20 protein-coding genes are annotated in these 21,115 nt (G+C 54.2%); 7 read left to right on the forward strand and 13 right to left on the reverse strand.

Going from position 1 to position 21,115, the window contains the following annotated elements:
• Window positions 1–385 precede the first annotated feature (385 nt).
• The 3 genes from TRESADRAFT_RS03790 to TRESADRAFT_RS03800 form a co-directional block, all read right to left on the reverse strand.
• Window positions 386–1,405, reverse strand: a complete 1,020-nt coding sequence (locus TRESADRAFT_RS03790) for a 3'-5' exonuclease (protein ID WP_002703065.1) — start codon at window positions 1,403–1,405, stop codon at window positions 386–388.
• A gap of 1 nt (window position 1,406) precedes the next feature.
• Window positions 1,407–1,949, reverse strand: coding sequence for an adenine phosphoribosyltransferase (locus TRESADRAFT_RS03795; protein WP_002703067.1), 543 nt, complete (start codon window positions 1,947–1,949; stop codon window positions 1,407–1,409).
• Between the two features lie 387 nt (window positions 1,950–2,336).
• Window positions 2,337–3,236: a prephenate dehydrogenase gene (locus TRESADRAFT_RS03800; RefSeq protein ID WP_002703069.1), complete on the reverse strand. Its 900-nt coding sequence runs from the start codon at window positions 3,234–3,236 to the stop codon at window positions 2,337–2,339.
• Window positions 3,237–3,392: 156 nt separating this feature from the next.
• Between TRESADRAFT_RS03800 and TRESADRAFT_RS03805 the strand changes: the two genes are divergently transcribed.
• From TRESADRAFT_RS03805 to eda, 4 genes are all read left to right on the forward strand, one after another.
• Window positions 3,393–3,749 carry a hypothetical protein gene (locus tag TRESADRAFT_RS03805; protein ID WP_002703071.1) on the forward strand — a complete coding sequence of 119 codons (357 nt, stop codon included), beginning with the start codon at window positions 3,393–3,395 and terminating at the stop codon, window positions 3,747–3,749.
• A 36-nt stretch (window positions 3,750–3,785) separates the two neighbouring features.
• Window positions 3,786–4,403 carry a hypothetical protein gene (locus TRESADRAFT_RS03810; protein WP_002703073.1) on the forward strand — a complete coding sequence of 206 codons (618 nt, stop codon included), beginning with the start codon at window positions 3,786–3,788 and terminating at the stop codon, window positions 4,401–4,403.
• A 99-nt stretch (window positions 4,404–4,502) separates the two neighbouring features.
• The gene (locus TRESADRAFT_RS03815) at window positions 4,503–5,507 is read left to right on the forward strand and encodes a YncE family protein (RefSeq protein WP_002703074.1); all 1,005 of its coding nucleotides are present in this window, start codon (window positions 4,503–4,505) and stop codon (window positions 5,505–5,507) included.
• Between the two features lie 113 nt (window positions 5,508–5,620).
• Complete coding sequence (gene eda / locus TRESADRAFT_RS03820; protein ID WP_002703076.1) at window positions 5,621–6,589, forward strand: bifunctional 4-hydroxy-2-oxoglutarate aldolase/2-dehydro-3-deoxy-phosphogluconate aldolase; 969 nt, start codon at window positions 5,621–5,623, stop codon at window positions 6,587–6,589.
• A 119-nt stretch (window positions 6,590–6,708) separates the two neighbouring features.
• On the opposite strand, the gene bioA is transcribed toward eda, so the two are convergent.
• The 4 genes from bioA to TRESADRAFT_RS03840 form a co-directional block, all read right to left on the reverse strand.
• Window positions 6,709–7,899, reverse strand: coding sequence for an adenosylmethionine--8-amino-7-oxononanoate transaminase (gene bioA / locus TRESADRAFT_RS03825; protein WP_002703078.1), 1,191 nt, complete (start codon window positions 7,897–7,899; stop codon window positions 6,709–6,711).
• Window positions 7,896–8,978, reverse strand: coding sequence for an aminotransferase class I/II-fold pyridoxal phosphate-dependent enzyme (locus TRESADRAFT_RS03830; RefSeq protein WP_217169657.1), 1,083 nt, complete (start codon window positions 8,976–8,978; stop codon window positions 7,896–7,898). Before TRESADRAFT_RS03830 ends, bioA begins: the two co-directional genes overlap by 4 nt.
• A 95-nt stretch (window positions 8,979–9,073) precedes the next feature.
• The gene (gene bioD, locus TRESADRAFT_RS03835; RefSeq protein WP_002703082.1) at window positions 9,074–9,766 is read right to left on the reverse strand and encodes a dethiobiotin synthase; all 693 of its coding nucleotides are present in this window, start codon (window positions 9,764–9,766) and stop codon (window positions 9,074–9,076) included.
• The gene (locus tag TRESADRAFT_RS03840) at window positions 9,763–10,512 is read right to left on the reverse strand and encodes a 6-carboxyhexanoate--CoA ligase (protein ID WP_217169659.1); all 750 of its coding nucleotides are present in this window, start codon (window positions 10,510–10,512) and stop codon (window positions 9,763–9,765) included. Before TRESADRAFT_RS03840 ends, bioD begins: the two co-directional genes overlap by 4 nt.
• 437 nt (window positions 10,513–10,949) lie before the next feature.
• Here TRESADRAFT_RS03840 and aroA point away from each other — a divergent pair, with 437 nt between their 5' ends.
• Genes aroA through TRESADRAFT_RS03855 form a run of 3 tightly spaced genes read left to right on the forward strand, consistent with a single transcriptional unit; the run spans window position 10,950 to window position 14,107 of the window.
• Complete coding sequence (gene aroA / locus TRESADRAFT_RS03845; protein WP_002703087.1) at window positions 10,950–12,326, forward strand: 3-phosphoshikimate 1-carboxyvinyltransferase; 1,377 nt, start codon at window positions 10,950–10,952, stop codon at window positions 12,324–12,326.
• A 4-nt stretch (window positions 12,327–12,330) separates the two neighbouring features.
• The gene (locus TRESADRAFT_RS03850; protein WP_002703088.1) at window positions 12,331–13,359 is read left to right on the forward strand and encodes a FecCD family ABC transporter permease; all 1,029 of its coding nucleotides are present in this window, start codon (window positions 12,331–12,333) and stop codon (window positions 13,357–13,359) included.
• Window positions 13,346–14,107 carry an ABC transporter ATP-binding protein gene (locus TRESADRAFT_RS03855; RefSeq protein ID WP_002703089.1) on the forward strand — a complete coding sequence of 254 codons (762 nt, stop codon included), beginning with the start codon at window positions 13,346–13,348 and terminating at the stop codon, window positions 14,105–14,107. Before TRESADRAFT_RS03850 ends, TRESADRAFT_RS03855 begins: the two co-directional genes overlap by 14 nt.
• A gap of 22 nt (window positions 14,108–14,129) precedes the next feature.
• Here TRESADRAFT_RS03855 and TRESADRAFT_RS03860 read toward each other — a convergent pair whose 3' ends face one another.
• From TRESADRAFT_RS03860 to asnA, 6 genes are all read right to left on the reverse strand, one after another.
• Entirely contained in the window at window positions 14,130–14,951 is an 822-nt protein-coding gene (locus TRESADRAFT_RS03860; RefSeq protein ID WP_002703090.1) for a M28 family peptidase, read from the reverse strand.
• Between the two features lie 9 nt (window positions 14,952–14,960).
• Window positions 14,961–16,106 carry a molecular chaperone DnaJ gene (gene dnaJ / locus TRESADRAFT_RS03865; protein ID WP_002703091.1) on the reverse strand — a complete coding sequence of 382 codons (1,146 nt, stop codon included), beginning with the start codon at window positions 16,104–16,106 and terminating at the stop codon, window positions 14,961–14,963.
• A gap of 108 nt (window positions 16,107–16,214) precedes the next feature.
• Complete coding sequence (dnaK, locus tag TRESADRAFT_RS03870; RefSeq protein ID WP_002703092.1) at window positions 16,215–18,146, reverse strand: molecular chaperone DnaK; 1,932 nt, start codon at window positions 18,144–18,146, stop codon at window positions 16,215–16,217.
• A gap of 90 nt (window positions 18,147–18,236) precedes the next feature.
• Window positions 18,237–18,833 (reverse strand): nucleotide exchange factor GrpE, encoded by a 597-nt coding sequence (locus tag TRESADRAFT_RS03875; protein ID WP_002703093.1) that lies wholly within the window; start codon window positions 18,831–18,833, stop codon window positions 18,237–18,239.
• A 92-nt stretch (window positions 18,834–18,925) separates the two neighbouring features.
• Window positions 18,926–19,900 (reverse strand): hypothetical protein, encoded by a 975-nt coding sequence (locus TRESADRAFT_RS03880; protein WP_002703094.1) that lies wholly within the window; start codon window positions 19,898–19,900, stop codon window positions 18,926–18,928.
• 156 nt (window positions 19,901–20,056) lie between these two features.
• A complete protein-coding gene (gene asnA / locus TRESADRAFT_RS03885) occupies window positions 20,057–21,094 on the reverse strand; it encodes an aspartate--ammonia ligase (RefSeq protein ID WP_002703096.1) in 1,038 nt (345 codons plus the stop codon).
• Between the last annotated feature and the right edge of the window lie 21 nt (window positions 21,095–21,115).

Below are 21,115 nucleotides of genomic sequence, written 5' to 3' on the forward strand. Positions count from 1 at the left end.
TACGGGAAATTTTTTTTCCATAGGAAGGTGCGCGATTTTGTTCATGCGGGTCATTCATTCGTCGGAACGTGCGGGTGCGGAGCTGGCGTGCCGACCTGCAAGGGTTGTTTGGCTTACGGGAATTTTTTTTAAGGGAAGGTGCGCGATTTTTTCACGCGGGTCATTCGTTTCTCGGAACGTGCGGATGCGGAGCTGGCGTGCCGACCTGCAAGGGTTGTTTGGCTTACGGGATTTTTTTAAGGGAAGGTGCGCGATTTTTGTACACGGGCTATTCGTTTTTCGGAACGGGCGGATGCGGAGCGGAATTCCGCCCGGAAATGAGGAGCTGTTTTTCGGGATTTTTCAGGGGAAAGAGCCGGCGCACGTGCCGCACCGAAGGCGAGCTTCAGAACGGAAAATCCCCGGGCAAGCGCAAGCGCTGATACATATCCGATTTCAGGTACAGCATTTTTACGAAGAAGCCCATCCATTTTGAGGGTGGTATCGAATATTTGAGCGACGGATGGTGGTTCGCAATCTGGTGCTGGATTTCGAGCGGGAGCTTCTTAGTCATCTTGAGGAGCTTTTCCTGACGGCGGAGGAGTTTCCGGTCGAGCTTGTTCATCGGAATGTAAGTCGAATAGTCGACAGCTAGCGATTTTTCCTTCTCCGCCTGAACCTTGCTGTTCTCGTCGGAAAGCCCGAAGCTGTCGAGAAGCTCCTTCGGGAGATACGCGCCGAACGTCGAGCGGAGGCTGCTTTCAAGTTCGGTGGACTCCCTCGCCTCGCGCATCCGTTCCTCCTCGATTTTTCCGCGCTCCATGCCGCGTATCAGCGGGAACGAAACGCCCAGCCCCGGCGCGCGCGCGATTTTGTTGAGGACGACCGCGGTGTTGAACGCATCGACGACGGCGGAATGGGCGCGCCCCTCGAATTTCTCGTGGCAGAATTCGACAGCCTTCTCAAGCGAGACGGCAGTCCGCGTCCCGAGGATATCGCTGAACGACCGCTGAAGGTCAACGAACGTATCGAGATTCCCTGACAAATCGGAGCGGTGCCCCGCCTTCGCGGAAATCTCATCGCGGAGCTGAACGTAATCGCGCGCGCTCCAGCAGAACGTCGTGAATTTTCCGCCGCCCGTACGCGCCCTCACCCATTCGCAGTAGCGCCCGAACGCGGTCTCGAACGAGCAGGCGCCGGCGAGCATGTCGTCGGAAATTCCCGTAAGCTCGAAAATCGCGGGCGTTATCGAAGAATGGGCGGGACGGACGAACATGGAAAACGAATCGTCCCCGCCGTTGAAATGGAATTGGTCGTCGAGGATGACGGCGCCAATCTGGATGACCTCATGGCTCAACGGAAACTGCGCCGAAACTCCCCCGTGCTCGACCTCGCCCATCTCAAGGTCGATACAAACGTAGTACACGTTACGCCCCGTGATAATCAATCAGCGTCGTAACGTTAACGGGCGCGAGCGCCTCCCTGAATTTGAGGTCGGGAAGACCGATGATTCCGAAAATCTCCGTGACTTCCGCGTCCGCCATCTGCATAAGCCGCTTTCCCGCATCGAGCGTCCCGCCCGTCGCGATAAGGTCGTCGATGAGGAGGAATTTCTGCCCGGCGCGAACGTCGGCCTTGTGCACCTCAATCTCCGCCGAGCCGTATTCCAAATCATACGAGGCGCGGAAAACCTCGCCGGGAAGCTTGCCCTTCTTCCTTATGAGGACGAGCGGAAGGGAAAGTTTCTCCGCGAGCGGGGCGGCAAACAGGAAGCCGCGAGACTCGACGGACGCGATTGCGTTTATCGTCCCGTCCTCTTTTTTCGGGCGATATATCTCAAGCATCTTGTCGAGGCACCACTTGAACGCCTCTGGATTCGTAAGCACGCTCGTTATGTCGTAGAAAAGGATTCCCTTCTTGGGGAAATCGGGAACGCGCCTGATTGATTCATCCAATATTCTGTTATCCATAAAAACTCCCACGGAATCCGGTTTTTCCGGCATTCCACGCCCCGAACCGATAAACGGAGCAAATAATTTTCATTGATTCTGTCCGGTTCCTGCTTGAGCGATAGCGAAGAATACCGGCCAGCCCTGTTCGGAAGGGGCATCCAATAAGTTCGTTGCACAATGTCATTCCGAACTCGTTTCCATAAAATACTGTTCATCATGACAATACTTTTCGGACAGCCCCCGCCATTTATCAGAATGCGGAACATCATGCCTCATTCCAGACGGAATTTCCCGTCCCCGCGCGGAACCGAACAAAAACGCGGAAAAGGAAAAACGCGCCGTCTTAAATTATCGGCAAAGAGAAGCCCGCGATTCACAAAAAAGCAGTATACCAGAAAATACGCGTTAGTTCTTCACGATTGTGCGGATTGCGCCCATCGCAAGCCGTTTCTCGCGCGTGTCGGAAAGGATACGCCTGAGCGCGTCATCATCGCCGTCGCGGATTGCCCGCTTGAATTCGTCCATGGCGCGCTCGAAATTCTCGATGTGCGCGACGAGCTTCTCCTTGTTGGAGATAAAAAGCTCGGACCAGAGGGGCGCGTTTATCATGGCGATGCGCGTCAAATCCTCGAAACTGCCGCCGCCGAACGCGGTTATGTCCGGGCTTTCAGCGCTCTGCACAAGCGCGCTCGCGATGACGTGGCAGAGCTGGCTCGTGAAACCGATTTTGTAGTCGTGGATGTCGCACGTCGTCTCCGTTATGCGGGTGAACCCCATGTCGCGTATGAGCGCGCGCATGAGCTCAAGGTCATCCTCCTTGTTGAACGGCTGCGCGCAGAGGATGTAGTTGTGGTTCACGAAGAATTCGGCGCGGGAATTCGCGTATCCTTCCTTCTCGCCGCCCGCCATGGGGTGCCCGATTATGAAATCGACGTCCGGGCGCAGGATTTCGGGAAGCTTCTCCTCAAAAATTCCCTTGACGCCTGAAATGTCAGTGACGATAGCCCCCGGCTTGAAGAAATCGCGGTTGTCCCGGAGAAAATCGAGCGTCGCATGCGGATACAGGCACACGAACAGGACATCGCATTCTGGGAGCATCTCCCGCACGCGGCTGCTCTCGAACGTCTCGTCAACGATTCCCTCCGCCCGCGCCTGGCTCAGGCACGCCGTGCTCCTGTTGCACGCGAGAATCTTTCCGGTGGAGCCGTTCTGGCTCAGGATGTTCAACCGAATCGCCTTCGCGAACGAGCCGCCCATTATTCCCAATCCGACAATTCCGTAGTTAAGTGATTTCAGACTTTTCATTTCATCAAACCTCTCGTGCCGTAGCCATTTCGATTCGTCCATTCTACCCGAAAAAAGCCGACAGTTACACCGTGCGCCGTGCCGCCAGCAAAAACTTCGCGATTTTTCCTTAGCCTTTTCGACCGTTTCAGCGTATCCTTTTCATAAGGAGATTATATGAAAAAACGCATCGCAGCGCTCCTGCTTTTCTTTGCCGCGGCCACGTGTCTCGGCGCTTATGAAATCTACAACACGGCTGGGAAGGACTATGCCGAAGAGAGCACGTTCAGAGGCTACATCGTTTTCACCTCCGAGTCGGAATACGAGCAGAACAAGGAGCTGATGAAGAAATGCCGGATTTATACCACCGACCGGGAAGTCGATTTCATCCCGTCCCGCAGCCAGGAACTGAGCGCCATCATCGCATACAGGAACATCAGGCCCGGAGCATACATCGTCGAATTCATAGTCGAGGAAGTTCCCGGCAACGGCCAGAATTGGATTGCGGTGGCGAATTACCGGTACGGAAAGTAGATTCCGCGCGCGAATCATCGGTCGGAATTGATGGAAATGGAAAAAGAAAACGGAAATTTCGCGCCGGCAGCCGTTCAAAAGCGGCTCCAGGCATTTTTTTGGGGAATCATTTTGATTGCGGCGGCTGTTCTCGTGATTTTAAAAAGAGATTTTTTCTTCGCCGAGCAAACGGATTATTCTTCGATAATAACGGCCGCCGCCGCAAACGATGCCGGCAAAATCAGACGAATCCGCGAAATCGACATCCGCCCCGTTTTTATGGCGGCGGTCATATTCCTGTATTTCTTGTACAGGTTTTTCAGCGCCCTCTTCTGGAAAATCGAATACGGGGACGATTCCTTTTGCGTGAAGCATGAACGCGCCGGTTCCGTTCCATACGAGAAAATCAGCAGCATCGTGCACTATACGGCGCACAGATACAGAAAGGAGCGCGTCGATGTATTCCTGATTTTCTACAGGGGAATCCCCGAATTCGGCTACAAGGAGGAAGTCCTGAAAATCACGATAGACCATTATCCCCACACCCGCAAAATGAAATCGTTCTTCAGTTTTGTACGGAAAAAAAATCCAAAAATCGATTTTCGCGCCGAACATGCCGGAAGTAGCGGAACAGAAACGTCCGCCTTCGATTACTTCGCGGAAGAGCTCTTCTGACAACCTTCATTTTTGGGAAAAAATCGCCGGAGCCAGGCAAACCTCCGTCAAAAAACGCAATCGCGGACGGCGAGGGCGTTTTCTTGTATCATCATTGTCATGAGAAAAATCACGGCTATCATATGCGCGGCAATCGCATTTGCGGCGGACGCGACAGGAACGGAGCGGATTGCGACGATAGAATGCGGGAAACAACCGAAGCAGGTCCTGTTCGCGCCGGACGGGAAACGGATTGTAGTCCCGCTCCTGGACGACAACGGGTTCGACATCATACGAATCGAAAAAAGCGCCGCGGAAAAGCGGGTCAGCCCGCCGCGCGCGGGACGGAAAGGATTCGCGGAGGGGCTTTTCATCCCCGAAAAGGACGCGTTCTTCGTGTCGCAGATGACGACGGGCGAAATCCACGAGTTCGCCCTCCCCGACTTCGGCTACCGGCGGACGATAAAAACGGGCGGAACGTGGCCGAAAGTCATTTCGTGGAGCGCGGAAAAATCGCTTCTCGCAGTCTCGAACTGGGTCAGCAACGACGTGTCGCTCATCGATTACGAAAGCGGGCGCGTTGTGCGGAAAATCCGCACGTCGTCGGCACCGAGGGGAATCGCGTTCACGGAAAACGGCGGCGCCCTTGTCGTTTTGTGCTTCGACGGCGGGAAAATTCAGAAATTCAGCACGGAGGACGGAACGAAAACGGCAGAAGTTTCGGTGGAGAAAGCCGCGATGCGCCACATCGTCCTCGGAACGGACTCGAATGCGTTCGTCACGGACATGTTCCACGCCTCGGTCTACGAAATCGACCTGAAAACGCTCGCAATCAAGCGGAAGACAAAAGTCGCCAAAAACCCGAACACGCTCGCACGAAAGGGAAACATCCTTTTCGTCTCGTGCCGCGGGAGGAACAATCCGGCAGACTACACGAAAAGAAGCCCGGAAAACGGGAAGATTGTCGCAATCGACACGAAAACGATGGAAATCGCCGCGGAAATTCCCGGGGGAAACCAGCCGACGGGGCTTGACATAAGCGCTGACGGGAAGACGCTGTGCTTCTCGAATTTTCAGGACGCGACAATCGAGCTGTGGGACATCGCGGACATGGGCGAAAAATAAATTCGGCTATTGGTAGGTTTATTACAAATTCCTCCGCAATTCGCACATTTACTAAAGAAAATGTTTGCTCTATCATTTTAAGAAGTTAGCAAATCTTATACAGGAGTCCAAGAATGGCAGACATTTATGACACATTCCGCGACATCGGAATCATCCCGGTAGTCGCAATCGAGGACGCTTCAAAGGCGGCCGATTTGGCGCACGCGCTCGTCAAGGGCGGTCTTCCCGCCTCGGAGGTCACGTTCAGGACAGCATGCGCGGCAGAAGCGATTGAGGCAATGATAAAGGCAGAACCAAACATGCTCGTCGGAGCCGGAACAGTCCTCAACGTTGAGCAGGCAGAGCGCGCGGTAAAAGCAGGCGCGAAATTCATCGTCAGCCCGGGATACAACCCCGACGTCGTTGACTGGTGCATCAAGAACAACATCCCGACAATGCCCGGAATCTCAAACCCGTCAGAAATCACGGCGTGCATCAACAAGGGCGTCACGCACCTCAAGCTTTTCCCGGCTGAGCGCAAGGGCGGATACAAAATCATCGACGACTTCGGCGGACCGTTCCCGCAGTGCACGTTCATGCCGACAGGCGGCGTCACGACTGAGAACGTCGGCGAATACGCGAAACGCAAGAACATCCTCTGCATGGGCGGAACATGGATGGTCAAGAAGCCGCTCATCGAGGGCGAGAAGTGGGACGAAATCACCCAGATTTGTAAGGACGCCGTGAAGGCAATGCACAACTTCCACATCGACCACATGGGAATCAACGCGAAGAACGAGGAAGAGGCCAAGGAAATCGCGAAGCAGTTCGAGCTTTTCGGATTCGCCTCAAAATTCGGCAACTCTTCAATCTTCGCCTCAGAGCAGGTCGAGATTATGAAGCAGAACGGACGCGGAACATGCGGACACATCTCGATGGTCTGCAACAACGTCGAGCGCGCGCTCGCATTCCTCAAGCCCTACGGATTCAGCCCCGTCATGGAGACCGCAAAGTGGATGGGCAAAGAGAACGCCTCTCCGCTCAAGGTCGTCTACCTCGACAAAGAGGTCGGCGGATTCGCAATCCACCTGAAGAGAGCGTAAGCCTCATGGACGCTCATCCTTGAGCGTTTGAACGACGCGCCCGGTCAGTCCTTTTCGGATTACGCCGGGCGCGTTTTTTTTGCGTGTCTATTTTGATGAATCACCTTCAGAGTCGCTTTCTATCGTTCCCTGAACCACGCTTTCATTGTGTCAGTGATTTTGACCAGCTCTTCTTCCGTGATGATGTAAGGAACCATTCCGTAAATGTAGCGGACGAAGGGGCGGGCAAAAACTCCGCGCCCATAGGCGAATTCCGTAAAGCCTTTGATTGTCTGGCTTTCCTTTACTTCAATGCAGAAACAGCCGCCCATCACGCGGATTTCTTTTATGCGCTCATCTTCAAAGCCCAGGAGTTCCCTTTTTGCGATTTCTTCTATTTTTTTGATTTTTTCGATGTAATTTTCCCGCTCAAAGATTTCGATTGATTTTAATGCAAGGGAACAGGCAACCGGGTTTCCCATAAAGGTCGGGCCGTGCATGAAAGCAAGACTCTGCTCGTCGCCGTAAAAGCCTTCGAAAATCTTTTTGTTTGTCGCAGTGAGGGCGTGGCCGATGTAGCCGCCTGTGAGGGCTTTTCCAAGAACGAGGATGTCCGGCAAAACCAAATCCGAGACGAAGCGGTTTCCTGTGCGTCCAAAACCTGTGGCAACTTCGTCAAAAATCAGCACCACGTCGTATTTGTCGCACAGTTCGCGGGCTTTTTTCAAAAATGAAATGTCATACATGCGGAAACCGCCCGCTCCCTGCAAAAGCGGCTCCACGATAAAGCAGATTGCGTCTTCGCCGAAAGCAGAAAAAGTCTTTTCAAGGTCTTCGATGTTGGTCGGAATGTGAATCACATCAGGATTTTTTGGAAAGGCTGAGTGATAGTCTTCGTCGTCGCCAACGGCCATGGTCATGAAAGTGTCGCCATGATAAGCATTTTTGAGGGAGAAGATTTTTTTTCGTTTTGAGCCTCGGTTTTTGTTGAACTGAAAGGCCATTTTTAGTGCAACTTCCACGCCCACGCTTCCTGAATCAGAGAAAAAATAATAGTTCAAGTCGCCGGGAAGATAGGATTCCAGTTTTTCGGAAAGTTTTTCAACGCTTTCGTGTCTTAATCCTGCAAGCATACAGTGGGAAAACCTGTCAATCTGCTCTTTCATCGCCTCGTTCAGCTCAGGATTTTTGTAGCCGTGAATCATGCACCACCATGAGGAAATCGAGTCAATCAGTTTTTTGTCCTGAGTCTGTAAATAAACGCCCTGGGCATCAATGACTTTGTAAGGCGTTTTGAGAGTTTTCATCTGGGCGTAAGGATACCAAATCATAGTTTTCTCCAAAGTTCTGAAATTATTTTTGCGCAGTCTCTGATTTCTTTTTCTGAATGTGCAGCCGTGACTGTAAGGCGGATTCTTGAAGTTCCCTCCGGCACCGAAGGCGGTCTGATTGCAGAAAGAAGGATTCCGTTTTTGAGGCACTCGCTGGAAAAAAGCAGGGCTTTTTCTGTTTCTCCAAGAACAATCGGAATTATCGGCGTTGTGCCTTTGACAAGCGGAAGGCCCGCATCTTCAAGAAGATTTCGCATGAGCCTTGTGTTGAAGTTCAGTTTTTCGACCAGAGATTTTCCGTCTCTTTTGAGAATGTTGAGGGCTTCGTTTGCGGATGCTGCCACGCATGGAGGCAAAGCCGTCGAAAAAATAAAGGGACGGGATTTATTTCTAAGATAGTCGCAGATTAGTTTTGAAGAAGCCGCATAGCCTCCCTCTGCCGCCAGTGCCTTGCTCAAAGTTCCAATCTGAATGTCGATTCCACACGATTTTCCGTCAAGTCCGTAATATTCGGCAGTTCCGTGACCTTTTTCGCCGATTACTCCAAGCGCATGGGCATCGTCAATAATCAGGCAAAAATTGTATTTTGCTTTTAATTCAAGAAGGGCCGGAAGGTTTACAATATCACCGTCCATGCTGAAAACTCCGTCAGAGACGACAAAAATCTGAAAGCTATCCGGGATTCCTAGCCCCGCCAGAAGTCTTTCAAGGTCTTTCATGTCGTTGTGCCTGTAGACCAGAACTTTTGCCCCGCTGATTCTGCATCCGTCGATAATCGAAGCATGGTTCAGCTCATCGGAAAAAATAACGCTTTTTTTGTCAGCAAGGGCATACAAAACGCCCAGATTTGTCATGTAGCCGGTGTTAAAAACAAGGGCATCTTCCGTTCCTTTAAAATCCGCAAGATTTTTCTCAAGAAGTGAAAGCTCAAATGAAGAGCCGCTTGTAAGACGCGAACCGGTGGAGCCACTTCCAAAGGCAAGAGCAGACTTTCCCGCTTCAATCACGCTTTTTTCATGGGTAAGCCCCAGATAATTGTTCGATGAAAAAACTGTGAATTCTTTCTGATTTTCGTCCACAGCCTTTGTCGCCGAAAGCATGCGGAAGTCTTTCACGCTGCGGAGATTTTTGTTTTCTTCTATTTGATTGAGCGCATTTTTGATTTCAGAGATTTTCATTTGTAAAGCCCGCTTAAAGTTTCAAAGTCGATTTCAAGATTTTGATCCCCGTCTTTGACGCAGGCCAAAGTTTTTAGGCCAGTGAGTTTTTCGCACATGAAGATGTTGTCTTCTTCCATGATGTTTCCGGGATGAAAGTGATTGAAAATCATTCCTTTGATTCCGAGATTTTTTGATTCCATGTAGCGCACTGTCAGCACAAGGGAATTTATCGTTCCAAGCCCCGCATCCGCAACGATTACAGAATCCAGATTGAGGGAAGAAATCACGTCTTCAAGAAAAATTGCTTTTCGGCTGCCACTCTTGTCAAAATCAATCGGACAAAGGATTCCGCCGCTTCCTTCCACGGTAAGAAAGTCAAATTCATCTTGAAGCGAAAGGAAATTCTTTTTTACTACTTCAAAATTCACGGGATTTCCTTCGATTCTTGATGCAAGATGGGGAGAATAGGCGTTCTCGTAGACATAAGGGCACATTGATTCAAGGCTCTGTGCGATTTTTGCTCTCTCTTTTACGAATTTTGCGTCGCCCGGAATCAAAGAGCCGTTTTCTGCACGCTCGTTTCCGCTCATGGCCGCCTTAAAGTAGCCGGACTTTGCCTTTTCTGAAAGTTTTTTTACAATCAAGGCTGAGACGAAGGTTTTTCCAACGTCAGTTCCTGTTCCCGTGATGAATAAATTCTTGCTCATACTTCCACCAGCACAACTTGATTTTGTAAATAGTCAATGTAATAATCCAAATCAATCGGAAGTCGCACAAAAAAGACACGGCCGCCCACATAATCTCCCAAATCCTTCATGACAGAAATTCTTGTGTAGCCGAATTTTTGAGAAGCGACATAACCCGTAACATAATTCGGATCGTCTGACCAGCAAAGCTCAGCCACGGCTCCTTTTGCATGTGCAACTTTTGAAGCAAGTACAAGAGCCTCTCGCGCATGTTCCCCTGCCATTCCGAGTTCTGAAAGTTTTTTTTCGTATTCGTCTTTGTCGGCAACATCCATGTTTGAGCAGCGCACACCCCTCATTCCAAAGCTGTCGAGCCGTTCGCCAGAATCTGCATCAAGGACAATTGCTCCCCGCAAGGAGTCGGAAAGGCTTTCAAGGGCCTCAAAGGCATTTTTTACGGCGTTTTCTGAGACACCGATTCTTAAGAGCTCGGACTTTGCAAAAGACCTTCCCTCTGATTTTGATGAAGTTTTTTTTGAAGTGATTTTTAAAAGCGGAACTCTGACAGCCTCGTTTTCGTTTACTTCCTGGATTTTTAAGTTGATGAAATCTGCCTTTCCCCGCTCGTGATTCCTTGCCCGCTTCAAAAGAGATGAAACTGTTTTTTCTACATCACAAGATTTTACAATCCGCTCGGCTCCAGAAATATGCTTTCCGCCGACACCGTTTTTCCCGCCCAGACTTGAGCGCATTTTTATGCTGAACACAGTTGCCTCACATTTTTTCGGAAAGTATAAAAAGATAAAAATAGATTGTCAACTTAATAAAACAATCAAAAAGGTTTACAATATATCAAAAACTGCCCTCCGCGCACCGGCGCACGCTTGCTACAACAAAGCCGATTTTAGAACGAGAAAAGCCCAGCAAGCGCAAACTCCGAACGGAAAAATTTTCATCACGCGCCCCACTCCACACCGGAAGGTGCGCCACGCGCACCGGCGCACGCTTGCTCCAACAAAGGCCGAACTTAGAACGAGAAAAGCCCCAGCAAGCGCAATCTCAGAACGCGAGAATCACAACCATCACGCGCCCCACCAACCACGGAAGGTGCGCCCCGCGCACCGGCGCACGCTTGCTACAACAAAGGCCGAACTTAGAACGAGGAATGACCAAGCAAGCGCGATTATGGTAAAATCCCCGAATCATGAACATCATATCAAAGAAAGCACGTCTCTCAGGTTCCGTTGTCGTGCCTGGGTCTAAATCGCATACCATCCGCGCGCTTATCCTTGCGACACTCGCGGACGGAACATCGCACATAAAGAACCCGCTTCCGAGCGCGGATTGCCTGTCGACGGCGGCGGCCGTTCCGCTTATAGGCGCGGACGTCAACCTGAATTTGTCGACGGAAGGCGAGCCGGGAACGGAATGGACCGTAAATGGCGCGGGAAAGGACATCCATCTTCCCGACGACGTCGTAAACGTTGGGAATTCCGGGACGCTCCTCTATTTCCTTTCTCCGATTGCGGCAACGTTCGCGGGCGATTCGGTCTTCACGGGCGACAGTTCAATCAGGAAAAGACCTGTTCTGCACGTAATCGACGCAGTGAACCAGCTTTCGGAAAAGGAATCGTTCGTGACGAGGCCGGGGGCGAACGGCTGCCCGATGGTCATACGCGGGCCGATAAAATCCGGGACGGTGAAGACGGAAGGCGAAATCTCAAGCCAGTACGTATCGGGGCTGATGATAGCGGGAATGCTTCTCGAGGGCGGAATCAGGCTGTCGCTCTCCAACCCGAAGGAAACGCCGTATTTGACGATGACGCAGAAATGGCTCGAATCGGTCGGCGTCGAATGCACGATATCCGACGACTTCAAGGAAATCGAAGTGAAGGAAAACAGGCATCCGAAAGCGTTCTCGACGACAATCCCGAGCGACTGGGAGGGCGTGGCGTTCCCGCTCGTAGCCGCGCTGATTGCGGACGACGGGACAGAGATAACAATCGAGAACATCGACGGAAGCGGAACGCAGGGCGACGACGCGATTGTCGGAATCCTCAAATCGATAGGCGGCGAAATCGAATGGAACCGCGACGAGCGCACGCTCCGCGTCAAAAAATCGCGCCTCACGACGGAACATCTTCCGGGCGGCGAGCTTCACGTAAAGATGTCGCCGTTCCCGGACGCGATATGCGCGCTCGCGGTCGCCGCATGCTTCACGGAGGGAACGACCATCCTTGAGGACGCGGAAGTCTGCCGGAGGAAGGAGACGGACCGGCTTTCCGTCCTGACGAAGGAGCTTTCCGCGCTCGGTGCTGACATCGAGGAAAAAAAGGACGCGCTCATCATCCGCGGCCACTCGCCGATTCTTCCCGACGGCTCGAAAAATCCAGCATTCGCGCTTCACGGCGGCATAACGAGAAGCTACGATGACCATCGGATGGCGATGAGCCTTGCCTGCATGGGACTCGGCCTTCCCGACGGCGCGAAAATCATCGTGCAGAACGCAGAATGCTGCTCCGTCAGCTTCCCGCATTTCTTCGACGTGATGAATTCAATCGGCGCGTCGTTCTCAGAATAGAAAAATGGGCGAAAAAAAAGCGCGCGGGCAATTCGCGCGGCTGACAGCACTTCTCGCGGCACTGCTCATCGCGCTCGCGGTGATGTCGCTCTGCGTCGGCGCGGTTCCCCTCTTCCCGACATCGCTGTTTTCCGCGCTCGCAGACAGGGAATCGGCGGAATACAGGATTCTCGCGTATGTCAGGCTCCCGAGAATAGCGGCGGCAGTACTCTGCGGAAGCTCGCTCGCCTCGGCGGGGCTGCTTGTGCAGGCGACGTTGCAGAACCCGCTCGGAAGCCCGAACGTTCTCGGAATGAACGCGGGAGCGGGGCTTGCCGTTGTCGGATTTTCCGCGGCGGGAATCATCTCCGCGTGGTCCGTTCCGCTCGCGGCGTTCGCGGGCGCGTTCCTGTCGCTTGTGCTCGTGACGTCAATCGCAAAAAAAGCCGGCGGAACGTCAAAAGGCACGCTGATTCTTTCAGGCATCGCCGCAAACGCGTTTCTCACCGCGCTGACGGACGGGATGAATTCGCTTTTTCCGGACACAATCTACGCGAGGAGCGCGTTCAGAATCGGAAGCCTCGCGGAAACTCAGGCTGACGTCATGGCGGCGGCGGCAACAGTCGCGCTTCTCGCATCCGCGGCAGCGATTCTCATGAGGAACAGCCTCGACATACTCTCGCTCGGGGACGACACGGCCCGCTCGCTCGGGCTCAACGTGGGGATTACGCGGACGGCGGCGCTCGTTCTCGCGGCGATTCTCTGCGGGGCGGGAATAAGCGTCGCGGGGCTCGTCGGTTTCGTGGGGCTTATCGTCCCGCACTGCGCTCGGATGCTCTGCCCGCACGAAAGCGCCCAGTCATCGCGGACGGGACATCTTCTCGTGACGTCGATGATTCTCGGGGCGATTCTCGTCCTGTTCTGCGACACGCTCTCGCGCACGATTTTTTCCCCGTACGAGCTTCCTGTCGGCGTTATGCTCTCGGTTCTCGGGGGGCTGTTCTTCTTCCATCTTCTTCTGAAAAAACACAAGGGTTCGTATGATAAAAATTGAAAAACTCTCCGCCGGCTACGAAAAGCATTCGCCGGAAAACGAGATACTGCATTCCATATCGCTCACAGTTCCGCGCGGAAAAACATCCGTCGTGCTCGGCCCGAACGGCTCGGGCAAAACGACGCTTTTGCGCACAATCGCCGGATTCATCCGCCCCTGGAGCGGGACAATCGAAATCGAGGGGCTTTCCGAGGACGGGGAAATCGCCCGCAAAATCGCATTCGTCCCGCAAAGCAGGAGCATTCCCGACGTGACTGTCGGTCGGCTTGTCCTTGCGGGGCGGTTCCCGCACACGTCTTTCCCGCACGTATACACGAAGGAGGACGCGAAAATCGCCGAGAACGCGATGGCGCGCATGGGAATTTCGGATTTTGCCGAACGCGAGCTGAAAAAACTGAGCGGCGGCCAGCGGCAGAAAGCGTACATCGCGATGGCGCTCGCGCAGGACACCCCGATTCTCATCCTCGACGAGCCGATGACGTTCCTCGACATTCGGCAGCAGCTTGAGCTTTCGGGGACGCTCTCGTCGCTCAGGGACGAGGGAAAGACGATTCTGCTTGTCGCGCACGACATAAACGCGGCGCTGTCACTCGCCGACAACATAATATTGATGAAAGACGGAAACATCGCCGCAAGCGGAAGCCCCTCGACAATCACGGAGGGCGGATTCATCGACAGCGTTTTCGGGGTGAAGACGCAGCGCGCGTTCTCGACGGGCGGTCAGCTGCTTTCGTTCTCGCTTGCGTGACCGTTCCTGAAAATGCGGGACATCATGCCATCAGTTTCAAACCGGCTATTTCGGCGAGGATTTTTTCCGTAATGAGGAACGCGCCCTCGTCGACGTTCCCGATATTGTCGGCTGCACTGTGGAAATTGCGCCACGTTCGCGGAAGGACTATGCTTCGTGCGGAAAGGCTTTTCGCATACAGCTCCGCCTCGTCTGACGGAAGGACGCAGAAGCAGACGGCAGGAACGCCGCGCGCTATGAAAGCAGCATTGTCGCTTTTCGGAATGGGAAGCTCCATCCAATGCTCGCACGAGGACTGGAGCAGGGAAAGGGAAACGTCGCGGAGCTTGTTCACCATCGCCTGAAGCGTCGCCGACCCCGGGATTTTTCCCGGCGCGCCGAGAACAGCGACATCCCCGCGCCCGCACCCGTCGAAAACGAAAACGTCGCGGCTTTTCCACGCGCCCGATATAAGCTCCGGCGCGAATTGGTACGAACCGGTAAGAGCAACGCTCTCAATCCCGCGCTCCTCGCAGTCGGTGAAGACAATCCTGACGTTGTGGTTTTTCCCGGGATTTTTCGCGAGGGCGATTGCGAAATCGGCTATTGCAAAATTCGCCGCGCTGTTGTCGTTCGCGCCCGGGGAACCGGGAAAACGGTCGTAATGGGAGACGACGGTCTTAATCCGGAACGTCGGGTCATAGGATGACAGCGGAAAGTCGACGACGAGATTGCTCGTCCCGCCCGCCTCGACGACCGACGTGTGGACGCCGTTGACGCCGAGATACCAGCGCAGAAAAGCGAGCCTGTCCACGCCGTCCTTTATATAGGCGCTGAACTCGCCGCCGAACTTTCCGGGAACCATCCGCCTCTTTTACCTCAAAGAATCAAGGGCGACGCATTCCGGCGATGTCGTTGCCTTCTCGACAGCCGCGAACTGCTCCATAAGCCGGCGCTGCTCCCCGTTCAGCCGGGTCGGAACGCGCACGAGCACTTTCACGTGAAGGTCGCCGCGTACCGTCGAATTGGCATGGGGAACGCCCTCGCCCTTCACGACGACGAAACCGCCGTTTTGTATTCCCTCGGGGATTTTCACCTCGACTTTTCTTCCGTCAAGCCCCGTGATGTTCAGCACGGCACCGATGGCCGCCTGCGCAAATGTGACGGGAACGGCGCAATACAAATCGTACCCGTCCCGCTCGAAGAATTTGTGCGGCTCGACGTGCAGGATGACGACGAGATCGCCGGCAGGACCGCCGTTCGCGCCCGCATTTCCCATTCCGTGGAGGGAAAGCCTCTGGCCGTTCTCGACGCCGCACGGAATCGTCAGCGTTATGTGCTTGAGGACGTCCTTCACGCCGCGCCCACGGCATTTCGGGCACGGCTTGTCGATTTTCGTTCCCGAACCGCCGCACGTTCCGCAGACGGAAGATACGGCGAAGAACCCGGAATTCCTGCGAATCTGCCCGGAACCGCCGCACGTCGGACACGTAACGCGCCGGGAGCCGTCAGCACCCCCGGAACCATGGCATGTCTCGCACGTCTCCTCGTGGTTGAACTTCAAATCGACTTTTGAGCCGAACACCGATTCCTTGAATGAAATCGAAAGGTCGTAGCGGAGGCTGTCGCCTTTCGTCGGCGCATTCGGGTCGCGTCTTCTCGACTCGCCGAATCCCCCGAAACCGCCGAACCCCCCGAACATGCGCTCGAAGAAATCGCCCCCGAAACTGCTGAACAAATCGCTGAAATCGTTGAATGCGTGGCTGTAACCACCTCCGCCTCCGTTCATTCCGTCAACGCCCGCAAAACCGTACTGGTCGTACGCCGGACGCTTGCTGTCATCGGAGAGAACCTCGTACGCCTCGGTCGCCTCCTTGAATTTCTCCTCCGCCTCCTTGTCTCCGGGATTGCGGTCAGGATGATATTTTACGGCAAGCTTACGGTATGCCCTTTTTATGTCGTCCTTTGACGCCGATTTGTCAACGCCAAGAACTTCGTAATAATCCCTTTTTGTCGCCATTCACTTCACTTCCTGCTGTTTTCTTCATATGCCGGTAAAGAAAAAATTCACCCCAACCGTATGGAAGGGGTGAATCGTTCGTCGTTTTATGAGCCGAACCGGATGCCGTTAGTCGTTGTGAACCTCAAACTGCGCGTCATCCGATTTTCCGGAACCCGCGCTCTTGAAACCGTCCGAGTCTCCGGAAGCCGCGCCTGCATTCGGCTGGGGGCCGGCACCAGCGGCGCCCTGCTGCTTGTAGAGCTGCTCAGCGATTTTGTAAGAAGCCTGCTTGAGAGCCTCCGTCTTCGCCTTGATTTCCTCGACATTGTTTCCTTCGAGCGCCTTCTGAAGGGCAGCCTTCGCGTCGTCAATCGCCTGCTTGTCAGCGCCGTTGACCTTGTCGCCAAGCTCCTTGAGGCTCTTGTCGGTTCCGTTGATGAGGGCATCAGCCTCGTTGCGCACGTCGACAGCCTCGCGCGCCTTCTTGTCTTCCTCTGCGTGCATCTCCGCATCCTTGACCATGCGGTTGATATCGTCCTCGGAAAGCCCTGAAGAAGACGTTATCGTGATGTTCTGCTCTTTTCCCGTTCCGAGGTCTTTCGCGGAAACGTGGACGATTCCGTTCGCGTCGATGTTGAAAGAAACCTCAATCTGCGGAACGCCGCGCGGAGCCGCCGGGATTCCCTCAAGGTTGAAGTTGCCGAGCGTGCGGTTGTCCTTCGCCATCTGCCGCTCGCCCTGAAGGACGTGGATGGTGACGGCAGTCTGTCCGTCAGCAGCCGTAGAGAAAATCTGGCTCTTCTTTGTCGGGATTGTCGTGTTCTTTTCGATAAGCTTCGTGAAAACACCGCCCATCGTCTCGATTCCGAGAGAAAGCGGAGTGACGTCGAGAAGGACGACATCCTTGATGTCTCCCTTGAGAACGCCGCCCTGAACAGCAGCTCCGACAGCGACAGCCTCGTCCGGGTTCACGCCCTTGGAGCCTTCCTTTCCGAATATCTGCTTTACGATTTCCTGGACTTTCGGCATTCTTGAAGAACCGCCGACGAGGAGAACCTCATCAATCTGGTCGGCAGAAACGCCCGCATCCTTCATTGCCGTCATACACGGAGCCTTCGTTCTCTCGAAAAGGTCGTCCGTCATCTGCTCGAACTGAGCGCGCGTGAGCGTCTTCTGGAGATGCTTCGGGCCGGTCGCGTCGGCAGTGATGAACGGAAGGTTGATGTCGACGGAAGTCTGGTTCGAAAGGGAAATCTTCGCGTTCTCGGCAGCCTCGCGCAAGCGCTGGAGAGCCATAGAATCGCCGGAAAGGTCAATTCCCGTGTCAGCTTTGAAACCGTCGATGAGCCAGTTCACGACAGCGCGGTCCCAGTCGTCGCCGCCGAGGTGCGTGTCGCCGTTCGTTGATTTTACCTCGAAAACGCCGTCGGCAAGCTCAAGGATGGAAATATCGAACGTACCGCCGCCGAGGTCGTAAACCGCGATTGTCCGTTCCTTGCTCTGGTCTTTTCCGAAACCGAACGCGAGCGCTGCGGCCGTCGGCTCGTTGATGATGCGCTGAACGTTGAGTCCGGCGATTTTTCCCGCGTCCTTTGTCGCCTGGCGCTGTGAATCGTTGAAATACGCCGGAACGGTGATGACCGCGTCAGTAACCGCCTCGCCGAGATAATCCTCAGCAGTCTTCTTCATCTTCTGGAGGATGAACGCGCTGATTTCCTGCGGTGAGAATTTCTTCGTCTCGCCGCCTTCCGTAACCTCGACACGAACGTCCTGACCGTTGTCGACGACCTTGTACGGAACGCGCGTAGCCTCGCCGGTCAGCTCGGAATAGCGGTGGCCGATGAAACGCTTGATTGAATAGACCGAGTTCTTCGGGTTCGTGACCATCTGGTTCTTGGCAGGAGCACCAACAATGCGCTCGCCCTTCGCCGTGAATCCGACAATCGAAGGAGTCGTCCTGAATCCTTCCGAATTCTGGATGACCTTAGGCTCGCCGTTCTCCATGACGGCGACGCAAGAGTTTGTTGTTCCCAAATCAATTCCGATAATCTTTCCCATGATATTTTCTCCTTGAATGTTTTACAATTTGGTAAACTGCCTGCCCAGAAAAACCTTTCCCGCGCAGGTATATCCGGCATTGAGCGATGCTCACGCCTTCGGTTTCATGACCATGACTTTCGCGTGGCGGATAACCCTGTCGCGGAGCTTGTACCCCTTGAGGTAGACAGCCGCGAGCGTCTCCTGCTCGACATCCCCCTCCTGCATTCCGATAGCCTCGTGAATGTCCGGATCGAAGACATCGCCGACAGCCCCGTAAGCGACAAGGCCGTATTTGTTCTCAAGCATCCCGACAAGGGATTTGCTCACCATCGCAACGCCGTCGGCAATCGCTTTCGGCTCCTTCGCGGTGCTTGCCGATTCGACCGTCCTGTCGAGATTGTCGAGACTGTCGAGCAAATCCCCGAGAAGGCTCGAATTCGCGTAGGCAATAGCCTCATCTTTCTGCTGCATCATGCGTTTCCGCCAGTTGTCGTTCTCCGCCGCCTTGTAGAGCTGCTCCTGCTTGAGCTCGGCAATCTCCGCCTCAAGAGCAGCGACCTTCTCCTCCGCGGACGGCTCTTTCTTCTCTTCCGCCTTGTCCGCTTCCGCAGCCTGAGGTTCGCTCGCCGCGGCCTCTTTCTCCGCCTCGGTACGCTCGACCTCCGGCTTCTCGTTCTCTTTCATATCCGTTGATTCTTTGCTCATCACTTCATCCCTTTGGATTGCTTTTATTTACAATGAACTTAATAAGGAAGGCTCAAAAACGTCAAGAAAAAAATCGACGATTTTTCGCCCCGTCAGCAATAACGGTACGTCGGACCGTAATCGCCCATGAACACGCGCACCCGGCTGTGCTCCTCTATTGAATTCTCCGCGAACGATTTTATGTCGAACGCCCCCGCGCCAAGAAGCTCGTCGGGATTGTACGAAAGCTCCACCTCGCACTCCTCCCCCTCGCCGAAACATCGCGAAAGCGCGCCGTTGAGACGCACGACGTTCGAGACGACTTCGAAAAGCTCCCGGCATCCCTTCTCCTCGAATTTGAACGAAAGGAATTCGAGCTGCATCCGCTCAATCTCGCCGTGGGACGCATCGCCCGGCCTCCACGAGGAGGAAAGCCCGCAGTTGTTCAGCTCCTGCCATTCCGAAAAATCCCTGAAAAAAGCGGACGGCGTCATGCGCAGCGGCGCGAGCGACGAAAGGAACCAGGTGACGGCGCGCCCCGCGCTGTAGAACGTCTCCACGGCATTCGCGACCGCCGCGCACATCGAAATATCCTGGGTCGAGAACGTCGCCGTCGGTTTCGGCTTCGTCCCGCCGGAAACCTGCGGAAAGGAGACGTGGTTCGGGTAAAGCGAGAGCGCGAAATCGAGCCTATCCCTGAAAAGCCTGACGGAATCCCCGGGAACGAGCGCGAAATCCATGACGAAACCGAAAACGAGCCCGAGCGTGTTGAGCGTCTTCGCCCTGCTCGAAAAGAATTTCTTGTCGAAAAGATAATTTCCGCCGCGCGAAACGCCCGCAAATTCAATGTCGAGCGACGCATAAAGCTCGGAAACCGCCCGGCAGACGTCCATGTCGAGGACATCGGCCTTGACGGGAATGTTCAAAAAAACGCTGTCCCCCGCCTTCTGCGAAAACTGCCGCAGGAATTTCAGGAGTTTTCCTTTATGCCTCAGGATTTCCTCGTCTCGGAGGGTGAATTCCCCGCCGACGCCGGCAATGCGCTCTATCTCCGGCCAGATGTCGCCGGTGCTGGTGTTCTTCTGCATCAGGATTCCCCCATAAATCCGCCGCGAAAAAAAAAGGATGACCGATAGGCAGACCTGCCGGGCGCTTTACTCAGGGCGCGATTCGGAAAGGAACCGCTCCGGCATCAGCGCGCAGGCTGCAGACGTATCAGGCATCCCGTTATGCAGCAAAAAGCCCTACAGCAGGTTTATTCCGTGCTTCCTGCACAGCTCCCTGTCCTCGTCGCTCCACATGCTCACCTGAATCTCACCGATGTGCGCCTTCCTGAGGAGGAACATGCAGAGGCGGCTCTGTCCGATACCGCCGCCCATCGTAAGCTCAAGCTTGCCGTCGAGCAGGCTTCTGTGGAACGGAAGGTTCTCGCGGTCGAGGCATTCCCGTTCCGCAAGCTGCGCATGGAGGCTTTCCGCATTGACGCGGATTCCCATCGACGAAATCTCGAACGAATTCTGGAGGACTGGATTCCAGACGAGAAGGTCGCCGTTAAGACCGCGGTGCCCGTCGCCGGTTTCGGAAATCCAGTCGTCGTAGTCAGGCGAGCGCCCGTCGTGGATTGTCCCGTCGGGAAGTTTTCCGCCTATTCCGATTATGAAAACAGCTCCGTATTTACGGCAGACCTCGTATTCGCGCTGCTTCGGCGTGAGTTCCGGATACTTTCTCTGAAGGTCATCCGCATAGAGGAACGTGATTTTCTGCGGAAGGAACGGCTTTATCTTGTCCCACCTGTCGTAAATGAAGAATTCGACGCGCTTGAGACAGCGGTATATCTTCTCGACGACTTCCTTCAGGTGCATGACGGTGCGGTCGTTCTCGTCGATTGCCATCTCCCAGTCCCACTGGTCGACGTAAAGCGAGTGGATGTTGTCCAGCTCCTCGTCGGGGCGGATTGCGTTCATGTCCGTGTAGATTCCGAAATCGGGAAGAAGCCCCATCTTCGAGACCTTGACGCGCTTCCATTTCGCGAGCGAATGGACAATCTCCATCCGCTGCCCGCCCAAATCCTTGACGTCAAATGAAACCGGAACCTCGATTCCGTTCAGGTTGTCGTTCAGACCCGTTCCGCTCGGAACGAAAAGAGGAGCCGTAACGCGCGTCAGGTTCAGCTCCGAAGAAAGCTCGTTCTGGAAGAAATCCTTGATTGCCATGATTGCATGCTCGGTCTCCCGCTCGCCGAGGATGCTTTCGTAAATATCGGGGATGTAAAGTTTGCTCATCTTTGTTTCCTTATAATAAAC

This window comes from Treponema saccharophilum DSM 2985, from assembly GCF_000255555.1.
Classification (GTDB): Bacteria; Spirochaetota; Spirochaetia; order Treponematales; family Treponemataceae; genus Treponema_D; species Treponema_D saccharophilum.

Coding starts and splice junctions, on each gene's coding strand:
- TRESADRAFT_RS03880 (WP_002703094.1), bottom strand. CDS start 19,900: ATGCAGAAGAACACCAGCACCGGCGACATCTGGCCGGAGATAGAGCGC.
- asnA (WP_002703096.1), bottom strand. CDS start 21,094: ATGAGCAAACTTTACATCCCCGATATTTACGAAAGCATCCTCGGCGAG.
- TRESADRAFT_RS03800 (WP_002703069.1), bottom strand. CDS start 3,236: ATGAAAAGTCTGAAATCACTTAACTACGGAATTGTCGGATTGGGAATA.
- TRESADRAFT_RS03850 (WP_002703088.1), top strand. CDS start 12,331: ATGGGCGAAAAAAAAGCGCGCGGGCAATTCGCGCGGCTGACAGCACTT.
- TRESADRAFT_RS03795 (WP_002703067.1), bottom strand. CDS start 1,949: ATGGATAACAGAATATTGGATGAATCAATCAGGCGCGTTCCCGATTTC.
- dnaK (WP_002703092.1), bottom strand. CDS start 18,146: ATGGGAAAGATTATCGGAATTGATTTGGGAACAACAAACTCTTGCGTC.
- TRESADRAFT_RS03805 (WP_002703071.1), top strand. CDS start 3,393: ATGAAAAAACGCATCGCAGCGCTCCTGCTTTTCTTTGCCGCGGCCACG.
- TRESADRAFT_RS03860 (WP_002703090.1), bottom strand. CDS start 14,951: ATGGTTCCCGGAAAGTTCGGCGGCGAGTTCAGCGCCTATATAAAGGAC.
- TRESADRAFT_RS03810 (WP_002703073.1), top strand. CDS start 3,786: ATGGAAAAAGAAAACGGAAATTTCGCGCCGGCAGCCGTTCAAAAGCGG.
- bioD (WP_002703082.1), bottom strand. CDS start 9,766: ATGAGCAAGAATTTATTCATCACGGGAACAGGAACTGACGTTGGAAAA.
- bioA (WP_002703078.1), bottom strand. CDS start 7,899: ATGATTTGGTATCCTTACGCCCAGATGAAAACTCTCAAAACGCCTTAC.
- aroA (WP_002703087.1), top strand. CDS start 10,950: ATGAACATCATATCAAAGAAAGCACGTCTCTCAGGTTCCGTTGTCGTG.
- eda (WP_002703076.1), top strand. CDS start 5,621: ATGGCAGACATTTATGACACATTCCGCGACATCGGAATCATCCCGGTA.
- dnaJ (WP_002703091.1), bottom strand. CDS start 16,106: ATGGCGACAAAAAGGGATTATTACGAAGTTCTTGGCGTTGACAAATCG.
- TRESADRAFT_RS03855 (WP_002703089.1), top strand. CDS start 13,346: ATGATAAAAATTGAAAAACTCTCCGCCGGCTACGAAAAGCATTCGCCG.
- TRESADRAFT_RS03815 (WP_002703074.1), top strand. CDS start 4,503: ATGAGAAAAATCACGGCTATCATATGCGCGGCAATCGCATTTGCGGCG.
- TRESADRAFT_RS03875 (WP_002703093.1), bottom strand. CDS start 18,833: ATGAGCAAAGAATCAACGGATATGAAAGAGAACGAGAAGCCGGAGGTC.